This is a genomic window from Mesorhizobium sp. IMUNJ 23232 (assembly GCF_044326205.1).
GTDB lineage: Bacteria > Pseudomonadota > Alphaproteobacteria > Rhizobiales > Rhizobiaceae > Kumtagia.
On sequence record NZ_JBIRCY010000099.1, the window covers coordinates 1 to 16,241 of the forward strand.

A 16,241-nucleotide genomic window follows, 5' to 3' on the forward strand; every position below is an offset into this window, starting at 1 on the left:
CTGACTTCATCCCCTCTCCATCCGCTTGCCGAAACAAACGGATGGTCGCAGATCGACTGAATGAGGGGGGTCAATTTTGGACGCCGATCCTCCCAGCTAAGGGGTCAAAATTGCACGCCGGTTCACAGGCTTTCCGGGGATCGCGCTGTCCCGCCTGCCAGGCGCCTCACTCTTCAACATCGGCGCGCTCGCGGGAAAGCGTTTTCTGCACGCCAAGCTGATTATCGCATGCGGGACGGACTGGGATCACGTCATATCGGGTAGCATGAACTGCACGTTCCCGGCGCTAATGGGTCCGGCTGCGAACGGAAATGCGGAAGCAGCAATCTACACGCGTGTTGCAACGGGTACGGCGCTGACCCTTCTAAAGCTCGATGCCTACGATGAGGAGAAACTTCAGGCGGAACAACTTTCCGAACTTCAACAGCCTCGTGAACTCCTTACCGGCTACGAACCGGCGCGCGATGGTGGCACACTCACCTTTCAGTCTGGGAGGGTGACGTGGACAGGTCCGGTTATCGCCCCCGTTCCGGCTGTCGCGCTTCGACTTTACGACAGGGATGGACGTAGACTGACCGAGACCGACCTTGAGGGAAAGGCCGTGGCAACACTATCCCTGTTGAAAGAGGAGTCGCGACCAAAATACGGCCATGTAGCCTTTTCGGACGGCTCGGTTTCCGCACCTGTAGTCATAACCGATCTAGGTGTATTGGCCGTCTCCACCTTGCCGCTGCGCATGGGAAAGAAGAAGCAACTTGTGGACTCGCTCTCCGAGGCAATGACCGAGGACCTTGATCTGATCGACATGCTAAATAGGCTGGAGGACGTCGAGGCAGAGGAGCTTGCAGCCAGGCCCGAAGGCGCGCCGAAAATTAATCATCGGAAGGACGAGGCCGTGCGCTCGTACGGCATTCTCACGTACGAGGAGTTTGTCCACGCGCGGACAAACGCGGCCCTCGAGACACCTGCGTTCGGCCTCTACCAGAGCAGCCGAAGCGACAAAAGTGTTCATGTCCTGAGCGTCTGCCTTAACAAGATGATTGTGCTTGTCGGGATGGATCTCGCCAAACTGGAAGAGATCAAGATCGAATCCGAGAATGCCATTGACCTCAGGACAACGGAGCCGTCATCGGAAGACGTGGCTGCCACCGGTTCAACAGGCCAAGCCAAAAGCTCGGCGTCGCGCTCGCTGACTCGTCAAAATCTCGCCACCGCAAAGAAGTTCCAAGAGGCCGTCGATGCGTTCAGCGGCCGATGCGCGACCCTCCGGGCAAGAGAAATTACGACGTCCGAAATAGTCCGTCTCCGCGCACTCATGCAGATCATACTGTCTTATGCGCAACCGATCTCGGGGACCTCATCGGAATCACAGATTTTGCCGGTCTACGATGTCGGTGGGCATGACTGGCCCCGGCTTATCGGCCGCCTGCTCATGTTGCACTTCGGGACAGCCCGGGCACTGCAATATCTTACCGTCGAGCCCGACGAAGCGGAGCAGCAACGGGTGATCGAGTATCTAGCACTGGCGAACTGGGCCGCCATTGCTGCGCTCCAGGCCGCAAACTCCCAGAAAAATGGCACGATCTTGGTGAGGCCCCTCACGCGTCTGGCAAACGACATAACCTCGCAAACGAAGGCCATTTTGTCGGCATTCGCCGATGATCAGGCATACTACCACGAGTTGTCGACTAAACTAAAAGAACGGTTCGCCGCCCGGCTAGGCGTTTCCACCACAGCGCTGTAGAAGACGCGGGCAATGCTTTCTTACGCCCGGTCGGAACGTCCGCTTGCCGAAGAGCGTCTCCAAAAGCTGCCCGTCCGTAAACGGCCCCGGAACTGCTGGCGATTTCCAAGTTCAGATTCTGCCCAACGGCAATGCGCCTCAATGTCGGTCGTACCGTTGTGTGCTGGTCGATCCTGAAAGCAGCCGTTCATTGATCGCGCAAGTCGCAGCTGACAACAGGACCATTTCGGATTGAAACTATTTTCGGACCCGAAGCCGCGCGGTTATCGTCGAGTCTGTGGGGGGCTATCAGAACTGGGCCAATTAGTGTGGACAGTCCCGACACAACGCCGAGTGAGCAGTGAGCAATGAACTATTAGGAGGGGGGAATGGCCGAAGACGGCGACGGAACTCTGACCAAGGAAGAGCTCAAGGACCAAGTCCGCACGATCATCCTGGCGCAGGGCAACCACTTCATCAAAGAGCTGCTGCGCCAGCATTCGATCAAGATCGGTACCACCAAGAAGGATTTCGCGAAGAACATTGCAGACGCCATTGAGGATGGGACGCTCACTCAGGAACAGATCGAGACGTGGCTGGAAGAGGTCGAGGGATGGGGCAACCAGCACCTGTACTTATTCGAGGCCCCGACCATGGCAACGACAGAGGTCGACGGCCTGCTCGCGGAAAGCGACCACAAGGATCTCGTTGGAAAGGGGCAAAGCTTCGATTTTCCCGAAATGTTGACCCTATCAAGTATCGTTTGCGATGCGGTGGGCCTTTCGTTGATCTGGCATCTCGGGAAGGAAGGCTGGGACCGCGCAAAGTCCAAGGATTACGTGAAGAAGATCGGCCTGGACCGATATCGATTTGACGCATACCGAAAGCGTATGGACCGAAGCGTGGTTCGCTTCGAATGGCGGTTCGCTGACAAACACTGCGCCATCCTCATCCACCGCAACAAGGATATCGACCACGATCAGGCGATGGCGATCGTGTGGGAGGTAGTGCAGGGTTTCGGCCTGTGCGAAAAGCCGTGTGCCCGCCTTTCGCTTTCGGAAGCCGTTAAATCGGCGAGCAAGCAAAAAGGCACGAAGCAGGCGCGCCTCGAGGTGGACGGCGGATTTATCGAGCTCGTGTCGACACTCAAGGACGGCGGGATCGACGAGGTGGAGGCAGTTCGGCATGCCCGCAATGCCTTGAACGACACCGAGTTCGCACGCGCTCAGGGAATGTTCTCAGTCAAATACGACGAGGACAAGTTCGGGCGCGTCATCACCGCCGGCAGCATCATCCGGCCCCACTTCGACTGGTCCTCACTGATACGACACCGTCGGATCGAAGCAGTGCTGAACCACGTGGGTGGCAAAGACGGGGCCGTGCCGTTCGCCCAGTTTCTGATTCCGGGCACAGGCCCAAGCGGACGAGAGGGCTATCTAGATCCGGCGGTCCTCAACCAGCTGAGCGCGGAGTTCGGCCATTCCGATGTATTCACGGAAGCCAATCTCCGCCAGCAACTTGCCAAGGGCGGTCTCTGGGACCGATTCCTTACGCAACCCACAGGTCAATTCTCTCCGACAGACCCATTCCGTCCCGAGCAATGGAAGCCTGCATGGATTTTAATGCGAGGAGCGTGCCGTCTGTTGGGTTGGACAATTCTCGCCATATTCGGCCCCCTTTCATTGCTTCGCCGAACACTGGACCGCTGACAGTGGTTACGTCGGTCGTTTGCGATGAGCGGAAGCTACCAATTCGAGAACGTCGGCCTGCATCTCGCCAGGAACGACCTCCCTACGCTTGAGAGGGAGATCTGACCTATCGCCCCTCGTGTCGTGGGGAGCAGCAACTGCTTCGCGCCTCAATGTAGGCCATAGAGCCAAAACTTTGTCTCCACCAGGAAGCAGACATCCCGGGTGACCATGCCCGGGTGACCATGCTGGCAGTCGTAGTCGCACCTCGTTCACGCAGTCCGGAAGCTTGGAGCCGAAGCTCGAAAGCGGTCGATCATCCAGGCAGCTAGAACGCCACAAACGCAAGCGCTCGCGAATGGCGATCGACGACCAAATGATCAAGTTGGTTAAGCCGGTCGATGGGACGTCAGGAGCCGCTTGACTCGGGTGACGCCCGCCAGCCCGCTCTCCGCTCTCGGACGTGCTTCACAGCGCCAGCGCGGTCGTGGGACTGTCCCCGCGCAAGCAGTCTAGTTCAGCACCAGGATGAGGATGATGATCACGGCGACGATGCCGGCGACAAAAACAGCGTGGCGACCGCTCGCCTCAATGGAAGCGGGCGCAGCGGCCCAAGGCACCGGTATCTCGAACTTGATCGACGACCTTTCACGCATGGGGCTCTCCTTTGCGCGTTGCTGTGCGCCAGCCCGGAGCGGCGGTCCACTCGAGAATCCGGTCGGCGGCGGCGGTCGAAGCGCAGCTTCGGACCACCGCACCGGAGCAATCGCTCGGAGTAACTCGTCGGAAATATTTTCCGATAGCGCGGCCCCACGGGGTGCGCCAATATTGGGTGGAAAGGTCTAGCACGCTCCATGTCCAAGCTCAGTGTCGCCCAACCGGCCACAACCGCCGCCGCCATCGGACCGATCGTCGCGACGGCCACGGTTTCTGCGCTCGGCACGATCGGCGGCCTGCTCGAGGTCTTTGACGTCTGGCAGGATTTGCTGCGGAAGACAGTGTTTCCGCTGGTTGAGATTGCGGACGGCATGGACAAGAGAGCCTTCCAGCGGCGCCTGATGAGCCAGCAAGCGATGTCGGTGTTGATGGTGGTGTGGAAAGACAGCGACCACATCAGCGACGCCGATGTTTATGCCGCCGGCGCCGAGCGGGTGGGAACGTCGTGCGCGCCGATCAACTGCCACAATCTCGCGAAGAGTATGGCGGTCGACATCAACGACCTCGATCGCCAGGAGAAGAAGATCCAGGGCATCGTCAAGGCGGCCGAAGCCTATGGACTGATCGTGCGCGAGCCATTCAATAACACACGGCAACGGGCGTTGCGCGGAACGGAGCGGCTGCATCGCCTGATGCTCGATTTGGATTGCGAGGTGCGGCCGATTTGCGCGGACATCGCGGCATCCGGCCAGGGAGGTCTGTGATGACCAACAACAAGCTGGGGCTGCTGTCCAGGGCGGACAACGCACGTCCGATTCAGATCATGCACATCGACGATCGGACGAGCGCGGCAGCATTTGACGAAGGTATTCGCGCGCAGCTCATCCATGTCGTGATTGGCGTCGGTGGAACCGGAAGCCAGACGGTGCGGATGTTGATTGACCTGTCGGTCTCTCTGTCGCTGGACGATGTTTATACGCCTATGCAGGGTAGCTTAAAGCACGGCAATCTGTTCCTCCCTGCGGGATCGCATGCTAAGCGTGCGGCTGCGCACGACGCCGATGAGTGGTTGGGCGTCTGCACCCAGGTCCGGATGTGCGGCGGCACCCAAAGTGATCTCATGCACTCGATGATCGGTGAACCGCTGACGCTGCGGCTGGTGTTCGACGCGTTCAGCGAGCGGCAGGCGAGCGACTTGGCGGAACTGCTCTGCACGCACTTCTCAGCGCGGCACGTGGCGATGACCAGCCTGCGCGAGACGATGGCGGCGCTCAGGACGACGTTGCTTGATCCACAGCGTCCGCGATGCTTCACATGCATGCCGCTGTCGTATCGCTCCGCATCGGTCTTCAAGGGGTGGCGCGGTCGGATCGGCGATCCGGTGTGCCTTCTTGGAGCCAATGCGACGGATGACGGCTGGCGCGAGCCACATGTGCCGACCGAACTAAGCGAGCTCTTCGCGCAACGGTGCGAAGCGGCCTGGTACGAAGCGGAGGCGCTGAAAGCGCCCGAGCCACATGACGAAGAGCCGGCAGCCGAAAGTGAAGATCTCAGCAAGAGCAGCGATGCAGCGGACGATTTCGTGTGCGCCGATCGGATGCTGTCGCTGTGGTACGGCCAACGGCGGCGGCGTCGGCGAAGCTGACGCGCAGCCGGGTGCCGGTCCGCAGGAGCGCAATCTCGCGCAAACGCGAGAGTCTCTGTGAAGTCTCGGGCATGCTGCTCCTCAGTTCGTCGATGCCAAGTCTGGACGAAGCGGCATGTGTGGTTCTCATGGCCCTCATCAAGTTGGGTCAGCTTCTCACGATCCCCGACTGAAACCGGCCGGACCGCTTTCGGCCCCCAACCTGCCGGGCCGCAATGCGCCCCAATATCCGTCAGACAAGCCACGTCAACCATTTCGCTAAAGCGGACATTGTTAAATGCCAAGCCGGAGGACAGTCTCGCGCCGCCAATCGGTCGTTTAGCCCGAAGAGAGGTGAGCGCAACCTGCCGTTCGTTCATCGCTCGCCGCTTGGCGAGCGGAACGGCAGGCTGTGGGGACCTACTCGCCGGACCGCTTCGCGGACGGTTAGTCGAAAGCGGTTGTTCAAGGCGGTGCTACCTGGGGACGGCATTAGACAGCTCTCGCAAGCCTGTGCGGTCAAAGGAAACAATTCGCTTCAATCGGAGGCCACCTCGTCCACTCGGCGTTGCTCAACGCGCGACGCGGTGTAGCAGTTTTCGCTGCTGGAACAGATCAGAGATGAACGTCATATCGGAGGCAGAAGCACCCCGGCGACAAGCTACACAGGAAGTGCAAGTCGCTCCTAGCGACGGCTAAAAGGACTGATCGATGATTGATCTAAATGGCAAGAGGGCATTGGTGACCGGTGGCTCGCGGGGCATCGGTGCCGCGATCGCGCTCGCCTTGGCGGAGAACGGTGCCGACGTCGCATTCACCTACCAGCGCTCCACCGAGAAGGCGGATGAGTTGGTCAGGGCGATCCACAGTGCGGGTCGCCGCGCCGTTTCCATCCAAGCCGACAGCGCCGACCCGAAGGCCATCTTGCGTTCGGTGGACGAGGCCGTTTCTAAACTCGGCGGGATCGACATCCTGGTGAACAGCGCGGCGATCGGCCTCAGTGGGATGATCGTCGACATAGACCTGAACGACTATCAAACCCTGATGGACGTCAATGTGCGCGCACCTGTGCTATTTGCGAAGGCCGTTATCCCGCATCTACGCAGAGGCGGGCGCATCATATCGATCGGTTCCGGTTTGGGGGAGCGAGTTCCTTTCCCGGGCGTGACTGTTTATGCGATGTCCAAGGCTGCGCTCACCTCCTTCACGCGAGGCCTCTCACGCGAGCTTGGTCCGAGCGGCATCACCGTGAACCTCGTGCAGCCCGGATCGACCGATACGGATTCAAACCCGGCCGACGGAGAGGCCGCAGAATTCCAGCGGAGCTTGAGTTCGTTGGGGCGCTACGGCGAACCGCGCGAGGTGGCGAACGCCGTGGTGTTCCTGGCGAGCCCGGCTGCAAGCGTGATTACAGGCGCGATCTTGACGGCCGACGGGGGCGCCATCGCGTAATCCGCAACTGTCCTTGCAAGCGGGCCATGCTCGCTTGCAACGCCCTTGGCCTCACCGTGCATGCAATGTCCAGCGAACCGCAGCTGTCTGGTTGAATGCAATCTCAGGCTCCGGGAACTTCCGCTACGCGACATCGGTCCGATTGATCCACGAAACGGCAGTGATGGGCGACCCAGCCTGCCTTGCTGCGTCGCCCCCGATGTTCCTTCCGGTCGGGTCAGCCGGCGGTCGACACACGCATATTGAGCAACTGCCGCTCCCAGAGAAATGCGATGCCGCTGCCAGCGGCATGATCCCTCATGACGCACCCCTCCGGTGAAGGCCGAGCCTGGCGTATCGGTGTCGGAAGTCGCGCGATCGGCGGGCATTCACGTCAGCCAGCTTTTTCGATGGCGCAAGGATCTGCGCGAGCGGGTCGATGCCGGTCCCTCGCAACTGGTCCCGGTCGAGATCGTTCCTGCCGCCGCCATGCCGCCCGCCATTGAGGCGCCGGCGACATCGGCGTCTCCCGGCCGACGTCGCCGCAAGAGCGGCATCATCGAGATGGAGCTTGGCAGCGGGAACCGCGTGCGTGTCGACCGCGACGTTGATGCCGAGGCGCTCCGGCGCGTGCTGGACGCGCTCGGGTCGCGATGATCCCGGTTCCAAGCGGCGTGCGGGTGTGGCTGGCGACCGGCCACACCGACATGGGGAAGGGCTTCCCGGGCCTGGCGCTGGTGGTGCAGAGACGCTGAAGCGGCAGGATGTTTCAACTGCTTTCTCTAGGGCAGTGGTGACAGGGGAGTACCCGACTTATCGGCGAATTTATCGCCGCGTGGGGAATTCGACAGTCTGGCCCACAACATCGATCGCCACCTTACCTCGAAGTCCACTGGAGCTTCCGCCTTCGAGCAATTCATGGGCTTCGCCGACACGATCCAAAGGCAGCACGGCGCCGATGACAGGCTTGATCAGTCCGCGTTCGACAAGGTTTGTCAGCGCGTCGAGCTTGCCGCGGTTCTGCCGCGTGAACACGAAATGGTAGGCTGCATTCTTGCCCCACGCCTCGATCAGGTTTTGCGGCTGTGCGATATCGACGATGCTGACCACCCGTCCAGCATCCGCCAGCGCGAGCGGGCTTTTCGTCAGGGTGTCGCCGCCGATGGTATCGAACACGACGTTCACCCCCTGCCCACGCGTCAGGTCCGCCACGGCCGAGACATAGTCATCGGAGCTGTAGTCGATAACCTCGTCCGCTCCGAGCGAACGCACGAATTCATGGTTGCTGGAGCGCGCCGTGGTGATGACTCGCGCACCCATCGCCTTGGCAAGCTGGATTGCCACTGTACCTACACCGCCGGCGCCACCGTGGATCAGGATTGTTTCATGGACGGCAAGCTGGGCACGGGTCACCAGAGCTTCCCAAATCGTGCCGCCGACCAGCGTCAAGCTGGCAGCCTCCAGATGGCTGATATTGCGCGGCTTGCGGGCCACGAGATCGACATCGACAACGTGCTGCTCCGCATATGAGCCGGGGCCGCCGAAGATCTTTGGCGTGTAGTAAACCTCGTCGTCTATCTCGAACTCACTCACGTCCGCCCCCTTCTCTTCCACGACGCCGGAAACGTCATGACCGATGATGGCGGGGAGCGGAACGTAATCGACATAGTCGCCACGGCGAATCTGATAGTCTAAGGGATTGATGGCAGTGGCGTGGATGCGCACCCGGACCTGTCGCGGCCCTACAGCCGGTACGGCAACATCGCGCAGCTGGAAGGCGTCGTAGCCGCCGAACTTTTCGAGGACGATCGCCTTCATGGTGTCGGTCATGATCTTAGCTCTCGAACCTGGTGGATCGTAGGACTTGTTTGCAAGGGCCACATCATTGCTGCGATTTGCTTCGCGGCGGCTCGGAGCAGCGGGCGGGCCGATCAGGCGCCGGCCGACGCCATGATCCGCCGCCACCCTCCTGTCACGGGCGCAGCACGTCCTGCCATTCCGGGTGGCGGCCGATCTGCGCCTTTGCGAACGGGCAGAGCGGCATGACGGCGATTCCGTCGCGGCGGGCGTCCTCGATCGCCTGGCGCACCAGTCGCTCGCCGACCTTGCGGCCGCGCAAGGCGGCGGGGACCTCGGTGTGGTCGATGATGATCAACCCCTCACCGGCCCGGCTGTATGTCATCTCCGCCTCGACGCCATCGACGACGAGGCGATAGCGCCCCTTCGACGGGCCATCCTCGCGCTCGACCTTTTGGTCGCCGGCCGGGGGCGCGGGCTTCGCAGTTTCGGCGTCGGGTCGGCGGACCTGTCCCGGCGCCCCATGCGCGCATTCTAGGAGGCCCCGGTCCCATCCGCCTAGGTCGGCCGCCGCCTCGTAGGTCGAAACGAGGAAGGCCATAAGAGTTTCGTCGGGATCGGCGGCGGACTGCACGGCATCGTAGGGCAGCATGAATTCCGATAGGCCCTCGTGCCAGAACGCTGCGTCGGGCCGAACCGGTGCCGCCCGATAGCCGCCAGGCGCCGGATATGCGTAGGCGTAGAAGGCAGGATAGTCGATGCCATTGCCGCCCGGCCAGAAGCCCGCCGAGGACACCTCGCGGTCATATGCCTCCTGCGCCACGTCGTCCGGCAGGGCTGGGATGCCCGCCGGATGGAGTGGTGCGCGCCGACCCGAGAAGCGTGTGACCGTTAGATCGAGAGCGCCCCAGAACAGGTGAACAGGACTGGATTTGCCGAGAAACGATGTCCGGAACCGGTTGAACACCCTGTCGACCGCCACCATGGCCTGATGGAAGCGAAGCACCGCGTCGCGGTCGTACGGCCGGTCGCGATCATCCTCGGCGAACGGCATCGGAAAAGGAACTTCGTTCGGCTGACCGTTGAAAGTCGGGGTGCCGCCGAGATCCGAGATCAGTTGCACGAAAGTGGCATGGAAATTGGCGACCGTCATCGGGCCGAGATCGAAAGATTTCGTACGCCCGTTGCCGCAGGTGCCGACGACCCTGTGTCCGAGAAAGTCGAACAGGATCTCGATGCCCGGACCGTCAGGTATAGGCGAGGACGCCAGGCCCTGGGGCGTGACATAGAAGGTCGCGTTCCAGGAGTGGTTAAGCCACGGCGTGTGCGCCAGCCGGTACTTGCCGGCGATCTGCAGATAGAGATGCAGCGCCGAGCACGTTTCCCGCCAGCCGAGATAGTCAAGTTGCGGCCAGTTGTTCATGGTCGTTTCTCCAGGCTCGTTCCGATCAGTCGGGCAGGGGGATGTGCTCGTTGCGGTCGTCGGCAGGCAGGTCGAAGCGCCCTTTTTCCCAGTTCGCGGCGCGCCAGTCGGCCTTGGCGAGTTCGATGCGCTCCTGCGACGAGGCGACGAAGTTCCACCAGATGTATCGCGGCCCGTTGAAGGTCGCGCCACCGAGGATCATCAGCCGTGCGCCTCGGTCTCCGCCGGCCACAGTGATGCGGTCGCCCGGCCGGAACACCATCATCTGCCCTGCCTCGAAGTCCTGACCGGCAACCGAGATCGAGCCTTCGACGATATAGATGCCGCGGTCTTCGTGATCGTCCGGCAACGGCAGCCTACTGCCTGCTAAAAGCTTTACGTCGGCGTAGAACGTCTCGGAGAGCATCGTGGCGGGCGCGACCTTTCCGTACGCATTTCCAAGGATCAGCCGAATCGAAACGCCGCTATCCTCGATGACAGGCAGCGTATGTTCGCCATGATGCTCGAAGCTGGGGATCACGTCCTCATGGCTTTCCGGCAAGGCTAACCAGGTCTGAATGCCGAACAGGCTGTTCGGCCCGCTCCGCGCTGTTGCCGACGTGCGCTCCGAATGCGTGACGCCGCGCCCGGCGACCATCCAGTTCAGCGCACCCGGCCGGATAATTTGGTCCGCACCGGTGCTGTCACGGTGGTGGAAGTCGCCCCGAAACAGGTAAGTCACTGTGCCGAGCCCGATATGCGGATGAGGCCGCACGTCCACCCCCTGACCGGTAAGAAACTCGGCCGGCCCCGCCTGATCGAAGAAGATGAACGGCCCAACCATCTGACGCTTCGGTGCCGGCAGGGCGCGCCGGACCTCGAAACCACCAAGATCGCGCGAACGTGGCACGATCAGGGTGTCGATTGCGTCGGGGCCGACCTCGTCAGGGCAGCCCGGTTCAAGTGATGGGTTCCAGCTCATACGCCTTATCTTCTTTTTGATTCACAGTGGGTGGCGCCCTTGCCGATGGCCGATTCGGATGAAAGCAACCCGCGCGAGAGGGAAGAGCGCTTCAGGCCCGACGAATGCGTAAACTGGCGAGTGACTCGCTGCGCTTCTAGCCCCGCGTCGCGTCAAGCTGTGTCGCAGTAAGTGGAACGTGGCAATGTCATCGAGGTTCGGCGGTTCGCACGAGAGTGACTATCGAACGCAATCCTTTGACAAGGCTTCGTCTCGTTCGTGTTTAACGGTCGATACCCCAAAGTTCCGGGTACCGTTTGAAATACTCAATCAGCATCTCGGTGAGTACCCGCACTTTCCGTGTTGGATACTGACCCGGCGGGCGGACGACATACGCGGCCCCCGGAGGTACCGGATAGCGTGTCATGATCGGGACCAACGCGCCGGAGGCCACATATTCATATGTGATACAATCGGGGAGCCAGCCGATGCCGAGACCTGCCGCCGCCGCGGCGGCGAGCGCCGTGGCGCTATCAGCCTTGAACCTGCCCTGCGGCTGGACCGTAACGATCTTGTTGCCATCCATGAACTGCCAGGTTTCCGTTCCCTGCATGAGGGCCTGATGGGTGACGAGTTCGTCCGGGGTCTCGGGTAAACCGTGCGCTTCGATATAATCCGGGCTTGCGACAAGCTTGCCATGGAACGGCCCGACGCGCTTCGCGATCAGGTTGGAGGCCTGAAGGTAGCCAGCCCGGATCGCGCAATCGAAACCCTCTGCGATAAGGTCGACGAAACGATCGCTGTAGGAGGTATGAATGTGAAGCCGCGGGTGCTGGCGCGCCATTTCCGCGAGCACTGGCGCGAAGTGGGTCGGGCCGAAAGTAAGCGGCATGGCAACCCTCAGGCGGCCGCGAAGGTCGCCGGTTGGGAGGATCGTTTCCCTGGCGGTATCGATCTCGGCGCTGGCTCGGGCCGCGTGATCCCTGAACGTGATTCCGGCTTCCGTAAGCGCGGCGCCGCGGGTCGTTCGTGCAAGAAGCTGGACACCAAGCTCCGCCTCGATCCGAAAGAGCCTCCGGCTGACGATTGACTTGGAGACGCCGAGCCGGCGCGCAGCGGCCGAGACGCCCCCGGCATCGGCCACTGAGACGAATGTCTGCAGGTCTTCGATGTCCATTCCGGCGTTCCTTATTTCGCGACGCAGTTTGCCTGACTATGGCACTACCGCATCAGCAAAAGGAACAGCAAATTGCATCCGGCAACGTCGCCCGCTGGCGCATGTCTCCCGTGAACCCTTGGCCGTGCATAGCGGCAGAGAAAGGAAGTCTTCGATGACCCCTCGTAACGGCCTTGATTCGCTTCTTCGCCCCGAAGATTCGGTCCTCGTTCTGATTGACCATCAGCCGTACCAGCTCGCGAACCTGAACAGCCACGATCCGCAAGCCGTGGTCAACCTCACGACCGCGCTGGCGAAGCTGGCAAAAGCCTTCAATGTTCCGACCATTCTAACCAGCGTGATCGCGGCGCGCGGTGGACTTCTCTTTAGGCAGATCACCGACGTATTTCCGGACCAGGAAGTCATCGATCGTACCTGGGTGAACACCTGGCAGGACGAGAATGTGGTGAACGTCGTCAAGGCGACCGGCCGCAAGCAACTTATCATCGCCGGCCTGTGGACCGAGGTTTGCGTCGCGATGCCCGTCATCCAGGCCGCCGGCGAAGGCTGGGACGTTACCGTGATCACCGACGCGTCGGGCGGGATTTCGAAGGAGTCTCATGAAGTTGCCATCCAGCGAATGATCGCGGCCGGCGCGAACGTAATGACCGTGATGGCGCTCGCTGGCGAATGGCAACGCGATTGGGCGCGCACCGAGCATGTCGAGGAGCTGACCGAGATCCTCATCCAGCACTTCGCCGGCAGCGGCATCGCGTATCTTTGGGAGCAGCAACTCCTCAACACACCAGTAGCTGGCTGATCCCGGCCGGATGGCGCGCAATCTGTGAGGGTCGGAATCGATCCATTTGCCGGCCCTCGCCGCTCTCAGCTCACAGAGAAGCCTTCTACCGAAACAAATCCGCTCATACGCGGCGATTGCGTGTGATCTCACCCGCCGCCTTTTGAATGACTCGCGGAGTTCTCGATGCATCCCACGCTTTAGCCGCGGCGACGGTTTGCGGCGGACATTGGAGCGGCTACGAAGAGAATGATAGAGGTCGGGCGTCCAGCTGTTGCCAGTGCGGGTAGGTGACGTAAGCCGTCACGGCACCCTCCTCGTGGGAGCGTATTGTCACCTTGTCGCCTTTCTGCATGGCGACGATCTCGCCGGGACCTGCCGTCACCGAGCCGTGGTCGTCGGAGACCGTGAGCTTTCCTTCGAGGATCACCATCGTGTCGTGAACGGCCATGGTCTCCTCCAGGGTCTGGGTCGGACCGTAGCGTCCGAAACCGATGGTTACCGGCCCGCCATGACGCTGGTCGAGAAGATTGCCGGCAAAGATGTCGCCATCCTGCCCCGGCGAGCGTTCCATCGGTGCGTCGGCAATGGCGAATTTGTGAATGGGCATGGATTGTCTCCTTCGTGATGGGATGTTGGACAACGGAGGCGTACCTGAGATGGCACCGGAATGGCTGCTACTTGCCCACAATGCCCAGGACCAGACGGTCGGTTTTCGGCCCGAGGCTGTGTGAAAACAGACTCCTCATCGGGAGCACAGAATATTGTTCTCCATTAGTACGCTTGGAAACACCCAAACGTTTATGCAATTCTCGCCTAGGCCGATCTGGGAATGGAATTCTTCATCCCAGGCTCGACGTCGAGTTTTCACACAGCCTCGGCCCCAAAGCGGCCGGTCGGCAGCGCGCCTTATCTTCGCCGTTGTGGCTATTAGCCGGCGGCTATCATTCGCAAAGGTCCAGAACAATGCGGCGGTGTTCGATATAGCCGATCGCCAAACGTCGCTCAGGCAGGTATCTTCATCGACTTTGCCAGTTGTTTGATCGCCGGTTCCAACGGCCGCTGACCATTATCATAGTCCTTCCATGCCGTGGTTTTTGCTAGAAGGCCAGGGACTGTGCGAAGAGTGTAGCGCTTGGGGTCGAGATCGGCTTTGACCTGATTCCAGGTAATCGGCATCGACACGGTGGCACCGGGCCGCGCGCGCGGCGACAGCGGCGCGACAGCCGTCGCCGTGCGATCATTGCGGAGATAGTCGAGAAAGATGCGGCCGTGGCGCTGGTTCTTGGCCATCTTAATGAGGTAGCGCTCCGGATTGTCGCGCGCCATCTGCAGGCAGACATCGTGGGCAAAGCCCTTGGCGTCTGGCCAGGTCAGTCTGCTACGCTTGGCAACGGCGAGTGGGGTAACAACATGGAGCCCCTTGCCGCCGGTGGTCTTACAGAAACTGACGAGACCGAGTTCGTCGAGGCGGTCACGCATCTCCTTTGCCGCTTCGACAACTCTTGAGAACAGCACATCCGGGCCGGGATCGAGGTCGAACACAAGGCGGCCCGGTACCTCGGGCTGCTGTGGTGCACAGTTCCACGGGTGCAACTCTACACCACCGATCTGGGCGACGGCCACCAGGCCCTCCACACGGTCGATCTGGAGGTAGGGCTTCTTGTCGCCGAACACCGTCACCAACTCCAGCAGATTGGAGGTGCCAGGCATGGCATGGCGCTGGAAGAACTGCTCGCCGCCGATCCCGTCCGGTGTTCGGATGAGGGAGCATGGCCGGCCCTTGATATGCTCGATCAGCCACGAGCCGACCGCCTCGTGGTAGCGGGCGAGATCTTCCTTGGTGACGGGCTTGCCGTCGTTCGCGTCGGGCCAGAGCGGTTTGTCCGGGTTCGAAATCAGCACGCCCATGACATCGACCTTGCCGCCCCGAAGGGCGGGTTTCGATGACGGTGGTGGCCCCGGCTGAGGTACCTCGGTCGTTATGGGAGAAGCGGGCTTCTCTGCCTCGACTTCCGCTGCCGACTTGTCCTCTCGCAGTCCTTTGAAAGCGCCCTGGCGAACAAGCCCGTCTGACGTCCAGCCGGCGAACTCGATCTCGGCCACCAATTCAGGCTTGAGCCAGACGACCCCGGGTTGCTTCTTCGGCGCGCCGATCCCGGTAAAGGGTGACTTAGTGGCCTCGATCGTCTTGAGCTTCGGCAGAAGTTCCTTGACCTTGGCAGCCCCGTAGCCCGTGCCGACGCGGCCGACATAGACGAAGTGGTCACCGCGATTAACCCCGACGAGAAGAGACCTGAATTTACCGTTGGTGGTTGCATAGGCGCCAATGACGACCTCATGGCCGGCGCGGCACTTGGATTTCGCCCAGGTCTCGCTGCGTCCGGAGACGTAAGGCGCGTCGGCGCGCTTCGATACAATGCCTTCAAGTGACAGGCGGCAGGCCGAGCGCAGGACCGCCTCGCCGCCGGTCTCGAAGTGTTCGACGAAGCGAAGGCGGTCATTCGCGCCGGCGTCGGTGAGAAACTGCTGCAAACGCGCTTTGCGCTCGCCCAGCGATAGTGCGCGAAGATCCTCGCCGCCTTCGAACAGCAGATCGAAAGCGAAATAGACGAGCGCGTCGGTCTTCCCCTCTGACAACGCAGCTTGAAGCGCGGCAAAGTCCGGTGCGCCATTCTCGTCGAGCGCACAAATTTCTCCGTCGATGATGGCGTCCGGCAGAGTGCCGGCGGCTTGCGCAATGGCAGGATATTTGGCCGTCCAGTCGAGCCCCTTGCGCGTCTTCAATGTTGCCTCGCCAGCGGCCACGCGCATTTGGATGCGATAACCGTCGAACTTGATCTCGTGCAGCCATTCGTTCCCCGATGGCGGACGCCCAAGGGTTTCGCAAAGCTGAGGAGCGATGAAGTCGGGGAGATGAGCGGTCGTGACGCTACTCCGTTTCTTCTTTCCCCGCGCCTCTGCCTTGCGCTCTTCGGCGGCAAGGCCGGTGCGGCTGTCCCA

The 16,241-nt window shown here is 61.3% G+C and carries 14 protein-coding genes; 7 read left to right on the forward strand and 7 right to left on the reverse strand.

Annotation, left to right across the window (positions count from 1 at the left end):
* Positions 1–265 precede the first annotated feature (265 nt).
* Positions 266–1,744, forward strand: a complete 1,479-nt coding sequence (locus ACH196_RS35940; RefSeq protein WP_396651617.1) for a hypothetical protein — start codon at positions 266–268, stop codon at positions 1,742–1,744.
* A gap of 368 nt (positions 1,745–2,112) precedes the next feature.
* On the forward strand, positions 2,113–3,432 hold the full coding sequence (locus tag ACH196_RS35945; protein WP_396651618.1) for a hypothetical protein: 1,320 nt from the start codon (positions 2,113–2,115) through the stop codon (positions 3,430–3,432).
* Between the two features lie 491 nt (positions 3,433–3,923).
* Here the strand turns inward: ACH196_RS35945 and ACH196_RS35950 are convergent, their stop codons facing one another.
* Positions 3,924–4,067, reverse strand: coding sequence for a hypothetical protein (locus ACH196_RS35950; protein WP_396651619.1), 144 nt, complete (start codon positions 4,065–4,067; stop codon positions 3,924–3,926).
* Positions 4,068–4,265: 198 nt separating this feature from the next.
* Here ACH196_RS35950 and ACH196_RS35955 point away from each other — a divergent pair, with 198 nt between their 5' ends.
* The 4 genes from ACH196_RS35955 to tnpA all read left to right on the forward strand — a co-directional run bounded on the left by ACH196_RS35955 (position 4,266) and on the right by tnpA (position 7,780).
* Positions 4,266–4,832 carry a hypothetical protein gene (locus tag ACH196_RS35955; RefSeq protein ID WP_396651620.1) on the forward strand — a complete coding sequence of 189 codons (567 nt, stop codon included), beginning with the start codon at positions 4,266–4,268 and terminating at the stop codon, positions 4,830–4,832.
* On the forward strand, positions 4,832–5,713 hold the full coding sequence (locus tag ACH196_RS35960) for a hypothetical protein (RefSeq protein ID WP_396651621.1): 882 nt from the start codon (positions 4,832–4,834) through the stop codon (positions 5,711–5,713). The genes ACH196_RS35955 and ACH196_RS35960 overlap by 1 nt, the downstream gene beginning before the upstream one ends.
* Positions 5,714–6,403: 690 nt before the next feature.
* On the forward strand, positions 6,404–7,144 hold the full coding sequence (locus ACH196_RS35965) for an SDR family NAD(P)-dependent oxidoreductase (protein ID WP_396651622.1): 741 nt from the start codon (positions 6,404–6,406) through the stop codon (positions 7,142–7,144).
* A gap of 315 nt (positions 7,145–7,459) precedes the next feature.
* A complete protein-coding gene (gene tnpA, locus ACH196_RS35970; protein ID WP_396651623.1) occupies positions 7,460–7,780 on the forward strand; it encodes an IS66-like element accessory protein TnpA in 321 nt (106 codons plus the stop codon).
* A 168-nt stretch (positions 7,781–7,948) separates the two neighbouring features.
* Here the strand turns inward: tnpA and ACH196_RS35975 are convergent, their stop codons facing one another.
* The 4 genes from ACH196_RS35975 to ACH196_RS35990 form a co-directional block, all read right to left on the reverse strand.
* Entirely contained in the window at positions 7,949–8,953 is a 1,005-nt protein-coding gene (locus ACH196_RS35975) for a zinc-dependent alcohol dehydrogenase family protein (RefSeq protein ID WP_396651624.1), read from the reverse strand.
* Positions 8,954–9,095: 142 nt separating this feature from the next.
* Positions 9,096–10,343, reverse strand: coding sequence for a DUF5996 family protein (locus tag ACH196_RS35980; protein WP_396651625.1), 1,248 nt, complete (start codon positions 10,341–10,343; stop codon positions 9,096–9,098).
* A 25-nt stretch (positions 10,344–10,368) separates the two neighbouring features.
* Positions 10,369–11,304: a pirin family protein gene (locus ACH196_RS35985; protein ID WP_396651626.1), complete on the reverse strand. Its 936-nt coding sequence runs from the start codon at positions 11,302–11,304 to the stop codon at positions 10,369–10,371.
* A gap of 262 nt (positions 11,305–11,566) precedes the next feature.
* Complete coding sequence (locus tag ACH196_RS35990; protein ID WP_396651627.1) at positions 11,567–12,460, reverse strand: LysR family transcriptional regulator; 894 nt, start codon at positions 12,458–12,460, stop codon at positions 11,567–11,569.
* 154 nt (positions 12,461–12,614) lie between these two features.
* Here ACH196_RS35990 and ACH196_RS35995 point away from each other — a divergent pair, with 154 nt between their 5' ends.
* On the forward strand, positions 12,615–13,259 hold the full coding sequence (locus tag ACH196_RS35995) for a hydrolase (RefSeq protein ID WP_349010066.1): 645 nt from the start codon (positions 12,615–12,617) through the stop codon (positions 13,257–13,259).
* 217 nt (positions 13,260–13,476) lie between these two features.
* Here ACH196_RS35995 and ACH196_RS36000 read toward each other — a convergent pair whose 3' ends face one another.
* Together ACH196_RS36000 and ligD are read right to left on the reverse strand one after the other, a co-directional pair.
* Complete coding sequence (locus ACH196_RS36000) at positions 13,477–13,848, reverse strand: ethanolamine utilization protein (RefSeq protein ID WP_349010067.1); 372 nt, start codon at positions 13,846–13,848, stop codon at positions 13,477–13,479.
* Positions 13,849–14,243: 395 nt separating this feature from the next.
* On the reverse strand, positions 14,244–16,241 hold a 1,998-nt coding region (gene ligD / locus ACH196_RS36005; protein WP_396651628.1), incomplete at its 5' end, for a DNA ligase D.